Below are 12,658 nucleotides of genomic sequence, written 5' to 3' on the forward strand. Positions count from 1 at the left end.
TTAAAATGGCATTTTGAAGCCAGGAGGCATGGGGAAGCCCGCCGTGACTGAAGACATTTTCTCAGTCATGGTTGCTTCGGCTTTGCGCACGGCGTCGTTAAACGCGGCGGCCACCAGGTCTTCCAGCATGTCTTTGTCTTCGCCCAACAGCGAGGGGTCAATGGTAATGCGCTTGCAATCGTGCTTGCAGGTCATCACCACTTTCACCATGCCACCACCGGATTGGCCTTCCACTTCCAAAGCACCAATCTCGGCCTGCATCTTGGCCATTTTTTCCTGCATTTGCTGGGCTTGTTTCATCAAGCCGGCCAGTTGGCCTTTCATCATGTTCATATTGAATTCTCTCCTGTCAAATATCGGCTGGGCCTGTGTTGCTCAGCGTGCGTTCTGAACCTGAGACCACCGTTGCGCCCATCAAGTTCTGTATGTCTTTCAAAAACGGATCTTCCTGCAAAGCCTGTTTCGCGCCTTCCAGGGCCTGCCTGCGGGTTTCACTTTGCACCGCATGCGCAGTTTGCTGCGCTTCGCCGAACTGCATTTGTAAACGCACGGTGCTGCCATAGTACTGACCAAGCGCAGCTTCAAGCCGGGTCACCATGCTTGGTTCAGTGTATGCCTTGATGGCGGTGCGCAACACAATTTGCAGCACATCGCCGTCGCGATTGGCTTCGACCAGCTCGGCCTGCACCAGCGCTTGGCGGGTCAAGCCCTTAGCTGGCACTTCCTGAGAAACTTGTGGCCAGTTGGCCGCACTGGGCAAATCACCACTGGCCGATTGTGCATGCACAGCTGGCAGCGTTGGCGCTGGTGCGGCTGGCTTCGCCTGGGCCACCGGCAAATCATCGGCAGTGTCCCAAGGCGGTGACTCATCAAAATTATCAGGCAACGAAGGCGTGGGTGCAGGCGGCGGTGCTGGCCGAGTGGCCAACGGAACAGCTTGCGGCACTTCAGCCTTGACCGGCTGAACAGGCACACTCGCTTTGGGTGCTACCGGTGCGAACGCTTTTGCCGACGCTGGGGCTGCACTGCCCGCCACGGCCACTTGCCCACCCGGCTTGAAAGCCAGCATGCGCACCAAGGCCATGGAAAAACCAATTGCTTCCTCGGGGGCCAAATGCAATTCAGCGCGGGCGTGGGTGGCAATTTGGTAAATCAATTGCAGGTCTTCTGCACCGAAAGCACCTTGCAGGTTTTGCAGGGCTGCTTGGTCGGGGTCGTCTGCATCGAGCCCACCCGCAAAATGCGCCACTGAAAGGCGATAGGCAATGGCAGCCAGTTCATCCAGAATGGCACCAAACGGCGCACTCGCGGTGGCCAAGGCATTGCTCAATTCCAGCAGGGCTTTGCCATCGCCCTGTGCCAGGGCTTGCAGCAACTGGTGCACCACTTGCTGGTCCACTGCGCCCAGCATGGTTCGCACGGTTTCTTCACCCACATGGCCTGCGCTGTAGGCAATGGCCTGGTCAGTCAGCGAAAGTGCATCGCGCACACTGCCACGGGCGGCTTTGGCCAACAGGCGCAAGGCACCAGGCTCAAAGGCAATTTGTTCTTCGGTCAGAATGTGCGCCAGGTGGTCGGCCAACTGATCAGGCGGCAATTGGCGCAAAGCGAACTGCAGGCAACGCGACAACACGGTGGCCGGGATTTTTTGCGGATCGGTGGTGGCCAAAATAAACAGCACATGGCCCGGCGGTTCTTCGAGCGTTTTCAGCATGGCATTGAAGGCGCTGGTGGACAGCATGTGCACCTCGTCAATGACATACACCTTGTAGCGGCCCGCAGTGAGTGCATACATGGCGTTTTCCAGCAGTGCACGCATTTCATCCACGCGCGTGTTGGTGGCCGCATCCACTTCCAGCAAATCGACAAAGCGCCCCTGGCTGATTTCAACGCAGGCCTGGCATTTGCCACAAGGCGTACGGCTGATGCCTTGTTCGCAGTTCACGGCACGCGCCAGAATTCGGGCGATGGTGGTTTTACCCACCCCGCGGGTGCCGGTGAACAAATAAGCGTGATGCAGGCGTTGATTGTCTAGCGCATGGGAAAGCGCTTTGACCACATGGGCTTGACCCACCAGCGAATCAAAGTCTCGCGGTCGCCATTTTCGAGCCAAAGCCTGGGAAACTGTTTGATTCATTCAGATTGGGTCCAAGAGTTGGGTCCAACAAAGTAAGAGGCGAGCCAGAACCCCGGCACTGACTTCACGGTTGTGGCTGCTTCCTTCCGGACCTGACCAAGTTGGCCGCTACGCCATGCGGGGAGGCCCGCCAAACTGAATTCTACACCGAAGTCAGCCAGTGAACTTCGCCGTGCCGGTCAATCAGTGCAGCTTGTGTGGGGGCTGGCTTGGCACCCTCGTTCAGGGTTTGATCAACTAAACCCACGTATTCAAGCACTTGTTGGGTGTAGCCCGGCAAATTGCCGGGGTTGACCGCCCATTTGTAATCCAGAACCAGAAATCGATCGGGCAACTCAAGCACCCGGTCGGCCCGCAAAGCGCGCCCATCGCCCAGCACCCATTCCAGTTCATTGAACACGCGGTTGTTGCTGGCACCCGCAGCATGTAACCACGACTGCAGATCAGCTTTGTTCACCAACTGGCGGCAAGCCTGTTGCACATCCTGCACTTCATCGTGCTGCAAGGGTTTGAACACCGCCTCGCAACGCACTTGCACCTTTGCCCACCAGTCGCCGAACTCCACAACAGCCAGCTCATCGACCCACTCCAGCGCTGCGTGCCAAGCGGTGCCCTTGCGTAACTCGGGCGTTGTAAGGCGTGGCACCACCTTGCCCACCGGCGTACTCAGGGCCTTCAGCACCGGAAACTGCGGGCGAACCCACGTTGCAGGTGGATCGAACAAACCAGTTAGTTCAATTTGAGCAGGACCATGCGCGGGCGACTTCGGCTGCGGCCAGGTGTCGTGCACGCGCGTGGCAAAAGGCAGCAGGCGCTCATACCACCCCTTGGTGGCACCGCGCTTGTCGCTGCCACTTAAGTGAATGGAGAACCGCGCGCGCGTTAGTGCCACGTACAACAAATGGTCTTCTTCATCGGCATAGGCCTGTTGTTCTATGGCTTGCGCAGCGGCCCTGCCGGGGCTGGGGCTGCTCAAATTGCCCATCACAGTGACCGAGTTGGGATGAGATTCACCCAAAGCCCAATCAATGAGCAAACCCGCATTGCTGCCGCCCGGCCTGGGCGAGGAATTCGCGTCGAACAACCACACATGATCTGCCTCCAAACCTTTGGCAGAATGCACAGTCATGATGCGCAGTACATCGGGGTTGTTCGCTGCGCCTTCGCTGTCTGAACTGGCATAGTTCCGCAGTTTTACAGCCTCATCAAATGCCTGCTGCACACTCGGAAAACGCCCTTTGTTCAAACCCAGCGCCCAGGCTTTCAGCCAATCCCAATGCTCGGCCATCATGACCCGCTGTCGGGGCGAAGCCGAATTCAAGTACTTTTCTGAAGCGTGTGTATCGGCCACCACCTTTGACAAGGTTTCGAACAAGGGCAAGGCACGCGCCATGTTCAACCAATTTGACAGTTGCGCATGCAGGGTCACCCATGGTTGCTCGTTTTGCTGGGCCAGGGTTTCAAGCGTGGCCCAAACAGTGTTGGCTTGCGTGGTTTTTCCCGCCTGAATCAATGCCTGAAACTGGGCTGAAGAAAGCCCGATCAGCGGACAACGCAGCAATTCCAACACATGCAAATTGACATGTGGATCATTCAAAAATCCCAATAGCGCAATCGTGTCCAGCCACACTTGCGAGGTGTAACGCTCACCCTTGTCTTTGATGGTGTAAGCCAGACCCGCTTCACGCAAAGCAGCCATCAGGGGCACACCACTTTTGTGGGCGCGCACCAGCCCCATCACCTCACTTAAATTGTTGATGCTGCCATTGCCCAGCCATTGCTGCAGGGTTTGCACCACACGCTTCGCTTCATCGGGGCCGCCGTCTTCTTTCAGCAATTTGGGGTAAATGTTCAAACCACTTAGCGACGAATCACTTGCCCCAGCCAAACTGGCATGGGTACGAAAGGCTGTTTGGCCACGGGTTTGCCCCGGCTCAAACACAGTATTAACCACGTCAACCACCGCCTGCGCGCAACGCCGCGTGGTATCCGACTCGAGTGTTTTGGCTGCAAAGTTTTCAACCAGCCAAGTGCGAGCGTGGTTGAACAAACGCGCCTCTGCACGGCGAAAGCGGTAAATCGATTGCTTGGGGTCGCCCACAAAAAACACACTGGGTTTGTCATCGCCACTGTAATCTTGCAACCACAGCTTCAGAATATTCCACTGCACGGGATTGGTGTCTTGAAACTCGTCCACCAACAAATGACGAACGCGCGTGTCCAGTTTTTGTTGCATGTAGGCACGCTGCTCATCATTCATCAACATGGCCAATGCGGTGGCTTCAAGGTCATCGAAATCACACAAGCCCTGTTCCAGCTTGATCAACTTGTAGGTTTCAAAAAGCGGCTCGATCAATTGCGCCAATGCGGCTGTGGCCTGCATGTCGAGCTGGTCTTTTTCCAGCTGCAAGGCCTGCACGGTTTGCAGCGCCAAATCCTCCAGCGTTTGCACATATTCGGTGTCAACCACGCCGGCTTTCAACTGCCCGGCTGTGGGTTTGCTGAACGCTTTGCTGGGCTCATTTTTTGCGGTCAAACACACCGCTTTCAACTGCTCAAATGCGCTGGCAGCGTCGCCACCTTCCCGCAATTCAGTCAGCGCCTTTTCTATTTCCACAGCATTGCCCTGCTGCTTGGCTGTGCCCAAAGCCAGCCAGCGGGCGGCGGTGTTCCATTGCGCAAGGTAATGCTGGTTTTTCAAAACCTGCAGTGGCCAATCGTCACCCTCATCGATTCCAAACACGGTATTCAAGGGTGGCGCAACATTGTTGTGCAACCAAAGGCTGCAGGCCACGCGATTGGTCAACGCATGTTGCAGCACCTGACGCACCACGGCGCGGTCCATTTGCGAGACCAAGGTATCGAAGGCGGGAAGCAAATCCGATTGTTGGTTCAGCAAGTTGACGGTGAACACATCAATGGCCTGGTCCATCCAGAACAGGGTTTGATCTGTGGGCTCGCTTTGCCGTGAAAAACCGCTGGCCAGCGGCGCCATTTGGCACAGCGATGCAAACCAGCCATGAAAGGTGTCTATGGTGACACCGCGGGAGTTGGTCAGCACTTCGCCTGCCAGCGCACGCGCTTTTTTCAGGTTGGCTTCAGTTGCGGGTGCACCGCGTTCAATCAACAAGGCGCTCAGTTTGTCGTCACTGAACAAGGCGCATTCACGCAACAAGTCAAACAGGCGCTCTTGCATTTCCTGTGCAGCTTTGCGGGTAAAGGTAATTGCCAGAATCTGATCTGGCCGCGCACCCTCGAGCAACAAGCGAAACAGGCGCGCGGTGAGTAACCAGGTTTTGCCACTGCCCGCACAGGCTTCAACCACAACACTGTTGGCGGGGTTACAGGCAGTGGCGGTGAAATTACTCATCTTCACCCTCCTCGCCCGCATCGCCACCATTGAATGCAGGGTGTGTTTCCGGCCGGCACACGCTGCGCACTGCGCAATATTCACAGGCATCGCCAGGGTTGGCCTGCCACACTGCCTGGCCTTCAAAAAATGAATTCAATTCCTGTGAAAGTTCACTGAGCAGCACATCGCCCCAGGATTCAAAACCTTGCTCTCGGTATTCATCGCTCAATGGCGGAAAACTGACCCAATCCACCTTGTCTTTGTGCAATCCCAAAAAATCGAGTTGCGCGCCCGGCTTATTCAACATGGCTTGGTAGGCGGGCAATTGCGGCTGGCTCAAGGGATCTGCCAACCGTTTTTTCAACACGGCAGGGTTGGTGAATTTGATGTCGGAAATGGCCAGTGAATCACCCCGCATGTCGAGCCTGTCGACTCGACCTTTCAACGCAAGCGACGCGCCACCTGGTTGAAGAACCAGCTTGTGCTCTACCTTCTGCTCGGCCCCCTTGAATTGCCAGCCCTGAATTTGACGTTCCATCAACTTGCCGGCAAGGCGCGGAACAATTTGATCAAAAAATTTCAGGAAGGGATAAACAGTGGCCTGCTGCGCCAACTCAAGGTTGTTCCAGACCAAGCGGGCCTGATCCAGCAAAGTTTGCTTCCAGGCCTGCAACTGGTTCACTGGCTGCCCTGGCAACACTATGTGTTGCGCCGTTTTTTCCAACACTTTGTGCACAAAAATACCGCGCAATTGTTCATAGCGCATGGCAGCCTCTTCGCGTTGCTGCGGCCAAGGCAGCGCATGCTTTAAACCAAAACGCAGGCGACAAGCGGCCCAATCGTCCAATGCGGTTACGCGGATTGAATCGGGCAGTGATCCCGCATTGCCCAAGGCCGTAATTTGCAGGGCCTGTTCCGGTTGTCTTTGCACTTCAATTTCAAGGTTGGCAGGTGTGCGGTGCCAGCTGCTCGACCAGTGTTGTTCAACACTGGCGCAATCGCGCAACACAATGTCAAGCCAAGTCAATTCGGGCAACAACATTTCAGGTTTGCCAGCCACCTGTGCACTGTGCAACAGGGTCACTTCGCTGCTGTGCAAAAGCAGTTCATAAAGCGCGGAAATTTTTTGAATGCGGGCCAGGCGTGGCCCTGGAAAACCCAGTTCCTGTGCCACGGCGGGTGGCAACAAACCAGGCGGACTTTCCTGAAAATGCGACTGCGCACAGCCCAACACCAACACGCGCTGAAATGGCCGCATGCGTGTACTCAGCAGCGGCACCATGCGCACCGGGCTTTCAATGTCGAGTGGGCGGAAACGCTGCGATTCGGCCCAACTGCGCCAGGCGGCCAAAAACTCCTTCGCATCAAATTCGGTTTCAGCAGGCACCTGTTGCATCAGGCCCAACACGGTCAGCAACTGCTGCCCTGCTTCATCGGGCTGCAATGCAAGGTCAAGGCCGTGTTTTTCAAACAAGGCTGCGAAAGCTGCAGCCCACTGCGCCAAGGTGTATTGGCTACCCGATTTGCCGAAAGCCCAGGGTTCCAAATGCTCAAGTGGCAGGCCGGTAAAGGGTTGGGTAACCGCCGTTAACTGCCCATGCTCAACAAATTGCTGCAACAGGTGGTCAAACCAGCCTGCCACGTTCGAGGTGGACAAACGCCAACCCGTGCGGTCGTCCACCAACACGCCAACATTGGCCAACAAACCCACCATGCGGCGCGCAGCCAATCGATCAAGCACGGCCACAGCTATTTCAGTGGTGGGGTCGGCGCGCAACCATTCCAGAATTTGATGGGCTGCTTGCTGAGCTTGCGTGGTTTCATCGGGCGCAACTTGTAACACCACCGGGTTGGGTTTTTCAGCAAAGCGACTGGCGCCCAAGGCTTGCCAGGGTTGGGGACCTTCAATGGCGGGCAATTTGAACACCTGCACCGGGACCCCTGGGTAAAACAACTCAAGCCAAAGGCCCGGCACGGTCTCGCCGTCGTCGAACCACACCACTTGAAGTGGCTGCCTGCCCATGGGCTCTGCCGGCTTGGGCAATAAATCCATCAATTCTGCTTGATAGGTTTGGGCCAGTGTGGCCACCACTTGCGCCTCTTCCCAGGCAAAAGTGTTGTGCTCTGCGTACTCGGCCAGCGCGTTTGTGTTGCGTTTTTGCACCAACACCTGTCGCAAGGCCAACTCCAGGTATTCCTGCGCCAAACCCCACAACTGCGAGGGCGATGAACCACCGCCCAACAAGGGCAATTCGCGCAATACCCCCACCAAATCGGCCTGCAAGGCCAACCACGGGCCCATGGCAGCGGGCTGGCTTAAACGGTCTGCTGTTTGCACCCAGGGCCCCAGTGCGGCAAGGCCGGCGTGGTGCTGCGCCCAACACCGTTTAAAGCTGCCCACCGTTTCAATACGGGGCATGACCCACAATACTTGCTGGGCATCCAGTTCCGATTGGGCCAGCCAATCGAATGCAAGCCTGAATGGTGTGGCTTGAAAAGGGTCAATGGAAATGATGTGTTGGGTCAAAACGCGTGTTTGGTTTGTGTTTCAGTTCGATTTCGCTGTACCATTCAGAATAGCATTTTCTTAAATGAAGAACTTTCATGGTCTGCGCGTGTGCTTTAATCACCCGGACACGCTTTGTGAACACCCCCAAAGCAATTACCCACTTGAGGATTTAAATGAGCAGTGACCTGATCAAACACGTCAGTGACGCATCTTTCGACAGCGATGTTTTGAGTACCGACGGCCCCGTGCTGGTGGATTACTGGGCTGAATGGTGTGGTCCTTGCAAAATGATTGCGCCCATTCTTGATGACCTGTCTTCGGAATACCAGGGCAAGTTGCAAATCGCCAAGCTGAATGTGGACGAGAATTCAGAAACACCCGCCAAATACGGCATTCGCGGCATTCCAACCTTGATGTTGTTCAAGAATGGTGCAGTGGTAGCCACGAAAGTAGGCGCCTTGTCCAAATCCCAGTTGGCCGCTTTCATCGACAGTCACCTGTAATACAATATTGTTTAAACCGCCCGGCGTGTGCCGGGCTTGAAAACCCCTCACCGCAGCAAAACTCCCACCCTTTGTCAACCTGTTTACCTCGCGGCGTTCGCCACCTACACAAATAGCCAAACATGTATCTATCTGAACTAAAAACGCAACACGTCTCTGCCCTGCTTGAAGTGGCTGGTGGCCTTGAAATTGAAAACGCCAACCGCATGCGCAAACAGGAATTGATGTTCGCCATTCTGAAAAAACGCGCCAAAAACGGCGAGCAAATTTTCGGCGACGGCGTGCTAGAAGTGCTGCCTGACGGCTTCGGCTTCCTGCGCTCACCTGAAACATCTTACCTGGCCAGCCCGGACGACATTTATATTTCGCCCAGCCAGATTCGCCGCTTCAACCTGCACACTGGTGACAGCATTGAAGGCGAGGTTCGCACCCCCAAAGACGGCGAACGTTACTTTGCGCTGGTGAAAGTGGACAAGGTCAACGGCGAAGCGCCCGAGGCCAGCAAGCACAAAATTCTGTTTGAAAACCTGACTCCATTGCACCCGAACCAGCCCCTGAAGCTGGAACGCGACATGCGGGGCGAGGAAAACAACACTGGCCGTATCATCGACCTGGTGGCGCCAATCGGAAAAGGCCAGCGTGGCCTGCTGGTGGCACCGCCCAAGTCGGGTAAAACAGTCATGTTGCAGCACATTGCACATGCCATTACCGCCAACCACCCCGACATCACTTTGATCGTTTTGCTGATCGACGAGCGTCCCGAAGAAGTAACAGAAATGATGCGCTCAGTGCGCGGCGAAGTAATTGCCTCGACATTCGATGAACCAGCAACCCGCCACGTGCAGGTTGCGGAAATGGTGATCGAGAAGGCCAAACGCTTGGTTGAACACAAGCGCGACGTGGTCATTTTGCTCGACTCGATTACACGCCTGGCCCGTGCGTACAACACCGTGGTACCTTCTTCCGGCAAGGTATTGACCGGTGGTGTAGACGCCAACGCCCTGCACCGCCCCAAGCGTTTCTTCGGCGCTGCCCGTAACATTGAGGAAGGTGGTTCACTGACCATCATCGCCACTGCACTGGTTGACACCGGCAGCCGCATGGATGAAGTGATTTACGAAGAATTCAAGGGCACCGGCAACATGGAAATTCACATGGAACGCCGCATGGCGGAAAAACGTGTTTACCCAGCCATCAACATCAACCGTTCTTCCACACGTCGCGAAGAACTGCTGATCAAGCCCGATTTGCTGCAAAAGATTTGGGTGTTGCGCCGCTTGCTGCACGACATGGACGAAATCGCTGCAATGGAATTCTTGATGGACAAGATTCGCCAGACCAAGAACAACGCAGAGTTTTTCGAGATGATGAAGAAGTAATCCGCTTTGAAGTGAGGCGAGGTGAGGTTTGTCACCTCGCCAACTTATTCAATAACATCTGGTATTTTGGATAATCCAAAATGTCCAACGACCAGACCTGCTTGACCGACAATGTTGCTGTTGGTACCCCCTGTCCCCCTCCAAATGTGTTCATCGAAATGAATATGCGATACGCAGCAAAGCGTGTTGGCGCAATTCTTTCACCTTCCGACTTATTGTGGTTTTACAATCAGGTCAGAAACAAAGGTCCTTGGGATTTCAAGCAAAAAGGCCCTCAGTATGCCGACTTTGGTAACTTCCATTACGGCGCAATCGGTTATGCAATTGGTATACCTGAGCAAGTGTTGCTAAGAGCGGCTGGCTGGGCTCAAAGTAGAGCGGGAACCACACTCAATTCCTTTGGTGATTGGACTGACGATGCGCCGTATGGCGACGACCCAAGAGATCAAATACAGATTCTCAACGGAATCGACTTCGCTAAACGAAAAGGATACTGAGGATGAAATACTTGACGTATTTGACCTTCTTTGCAATTGTCGGCTGCCAACCCACGCCCTCCGAATTGATGAGGCTTTCAAGCACAGCAAACTCGGAAAGTAATCTTGCAGCCACATGGAGTGAAACCCAGCGAAGGTGCGACCACCGACTTGACGTTGACCGCCTGCACGCGGTACACGTCAAGTCGGTGGTCGCACCTTCGCTGGGTTTCACTCTACATTGTGGCTGCAAGATTACTATTCCGAGTTTTTGCCTGAGTTGCTAGAAACAGCTGCTCATCACAATTCAGCCCTGACGCGGGGCGTGGGTGTTAGGCAGCGCGACCAGATTGGCAAAGAATCCGGTCTAAATACGTCAAGTATTTCATCCTCAGTATCCTTTTCGTTATAGCGAAGTCGATTCCAGTTGAAGAATCTGTATCTGATCTCTTGGGTCGTCGCCATAGCACGGCGCCATCGTCAGTCCAATCACCCACAGGAGATTGAGGTGATGGTCGTTCCTCGCGCTCTACTTTGAGCCCAGCTCAGCCCGCTCTTAGCAACGTGTGCTCAGGTATACCAATGCATAACCGATTGCGCGCGTAATGGAAGTTCTACCAAAGTCGGCATACTGAGGGCCTTTTGTGCTTGAAATTCCAAGGACCTTTGTTTCTGACCTGATTGTAAAACCCACAATAAGTCGGAAGTGAAAGAATGCGCAACACGCTTTGCTGCGTATCGCCATTTTCATTTCGATGAACACATTTGGAGGGGGACATGGGGGTACCAACAGCAACATTGTGCGGTCAAGTCAGGTCTGGTCGTTTGGACGATTTTGGATTATCCAAAATATCCAGATGTTAGTGAATAAGTTGGCGAGGTGACAACACCTCACCTCGCCTCACTTCAAAGCGGATTACTTCTTCATCATCTCGAAAAACTCTGCGTTGTTCTTGGTCTGGCGAATCTTGTTCCATCAAGAATTCCATTGCAGCGATTTCGTCCATGTCGTGCTCAGCAAGCGGCGCAACACCCAAATTCTTTTGCAGCAAATCGGGCTTGATCAGCAGTTCTTCGCGACGTGTGGAAGAACGGTTGATGTTGATGGCTGGGTAAACACGTTTTCCGCCATGCGGCGTTCCATGTGAATTTCCATGTTGCCGGTGCCCTTGAATTCTTCGTAAATCACTTCATCCATGCGGCTGCCGGTGTCAACCAGTGCAGTGGCGATGATGGTCAGTGAACCACCTTCCTCAATGTTACGGGCAGCGCCCGAAGAAAACGCTTGGGGCGGTGCAGGGCGTTGGCGTCTACACCACCGGTCAATACCTTGCCGGAAGAAGGTACCACGGTGTTGTACGCACGGGCCAGGCGTGTAATCGAGTACGAGCAAAATGACCACGTCGCGCTTGTGTTCAACCAAGCGTTTGGCCTTCTCGATCACCCATTTCCGCAACCTGCACGTGGCGGGTTGCTGGTTCATCGAATGTCGAGGCAATTACTTCGCCGCGCACTGAGCGCATCATTTCTGTTACTTCTTCGGGACGCTCGTCGATCAGCCAAAACGATCAAAGTGATGTCGGGGTGGTTGGCGGTAATGGCATGTGCAATGTGCTGCAACATGACTGTTTTACCCGAATTGGGCGGTGCCACCAGCAGGCCACGCTGGCCTTTTCCGATTGGCGCCACCAGGTCGATGATACGGCCAGTGTTGTTTTCCTCGCCCGCATGTCGCGTTCCAGCTTCAGGGGCTGGTTCGGGTGCAATGGAGTCAGGTTTTCAAACAGAATTTTGTGCTTGCTGGCCTCGGGCGCTTCGCCGTTGACCTTGTCCACTTTCACCAGCGCAAAGTAACGTTCGCCGTCTTTGGGGGTGCGAACCTCGCCTTCAATGCTGTCACCAGTGTGCAGGTTGAAGCGGCGAATCTGGCTGGGCGAAATATAAATGTCGTCCGGGCTGGCCAGGTAAGATGTTTCAGGTGAGCGCAGGAAGCCGAAGCCGTCAGGCAGCACTTCTAGCACGCCGTCGCCGAAAATTTGCTCGCCGTTTTTGGCGCGTTTTTTCAGAATGGCGAACATCAATTCCTGTTTGCGCATGCGGTTGGCGTTTTCAATTTCAAGGCCACCAGCCACTTCAAGCAGGGCAGAGACGTGTTGCGTTTTTAGTTCAGATAGATACATGTTTGGCTATTTGTGTAGGTGGCGAACGCCGCGAGGTAAACAGGTTGACAAAGGGTGGGAGTTTTGCTGCGGTGAGGGGTTTTCAAGCCCGGCACACGCCGGGCGGTTTAAACAATATTGTA

The 12,658-nt window shown here is 54.7% G+C and carries 7 protein-coding genes, 1 other RNA gene and 1 pseudogene; 3 read left to right on the plus strand and 6 right to left on the minus strand.

What is annotated here, in order from left to right; genetic code table 11:
• The 5 genes from P0D43_RS15545 to P0D43_RS15565 all read right to left on the minus strand — a co-directional run bounded on the left by P0D43_RS15545 (position 1) and on the right by P0D43_RS15565 (position 8,016).
• Positions 1 to 327, minus strand: a complete 327-nt coding sequence (locus tag P0D43_RS15545) for a YbaB/EbfC family nucleoid-associated protein (RefSeq protein ID WP_040512993.1) — start codon at positions 325 to 327, stop codon at positions 1 to 3.
• A 22-nt stretch (positions 328 to 349) separates the two neighbouring features.
• Positions 350 to 2,137, minus strand: coding sequence for a DNA polymerase III subunit gamma/tau (gene dnaX / locus P0D43_RS15550; RefSeq protein WP_394672909.1), 1,788 nt, complete (start codon positions 2,135 to 2,137; stop codon positions 350 to 352).
• Between the two features lie 35 nt (positions 2,138 to 2,172).
• An RNA gene (gene ffs, locus P0D43_RS15555) (signal recognition particle sRNA small type) lies at positions 2,173 to 2,269 on the minus strand.
• Between the two features lie 10 nt (positions 2,270 to 2,279).
• A complete protein-coding gene (locus P0D43_RS15560) occupies positions 2,280 to 5,507 on the minus strand; it encodes a UvrD-helicase domain-containing protein (RefSeq protein WP_394672910.1) in 3,228 nt (1,075 codons plus the stop codon).
• A complete protein-coding gene (locus P0D43_RS15565) occupies positions 5,500 to 8,016 on the minus strand; it encodes a RecB family exonuclease (protein WP_394672911.1) in 2,517 nt (838 codons plus the stop codon). The genes P0D43_RS15560 and P0D43_RS15565 overlap by 8 nt, the downstream gene beginning before the upstream one ends.
• 155 nt (positions 8,017 to 8,171) lie before the next feature.
• On the opposite strand from P0D43_RS15565, the gene trxA reads away from it, so the two are divergent.
• From trxA to P0D43_RS15580, 3 genes are all read left to right on the plus strand, one after another.
• A complete protein-coding gene (gene trxA / locus P0D43_RS15570) occupies positions 8,172 to 8,501 on the plus strand; it encodes a thioredoxin TrxA (RefSeq protein WP_159571900.1) in 330 nt (109 codons plus the stop codon).
• Between the two features lie 122 nt (positions 8,502 to 8,623).
• On the plus strand, positions 8,624 to 9,880 hold the full coding sequence (gene rho / locus P0D43_RS15575) for a transcription termination factor Rho (protein WP_008250210.1): 1,257 nt from the start codon (positions 8,624 to 8,626) through the stop codon (positions 9,878 to 9,880).
• Positions 9,881 to 9,960: 80 nt separating this feature from the next.
• A complete protein-coding gene (locus P0D43_RS15580; protein WP_341236759.1) occupies positions 9,961 to 10,377 on the plus strand; it encodes a polymorphic toxin type 44 domain-containing protein in 417 nt (138 codons plus the stop codon).
• An 895-nt stretch (positions 10,378 to 11,272) separates the two neighbouring features.
• Here P0D43_RS15580 and rho (P0D43_RS15585) read toward each other — a convergent pair.
• Positions 11,273 to 12,536, minus strand: a pseudogene (gene rho / locus P0D43_RS15585) (transcription termination factor Rho).
• Between the last annotated feature and the right edge of the window lie 122 nt (positions 12,537 to 12,658).

The organism is Limnobacter sp. (assembly GCF_043511195.1).
Lineage (GTDB): Bacteria > Pseudomonadota > Gammaproteobacteria > Burkholderiales > Burkholderiaceae_B > Limnobacter.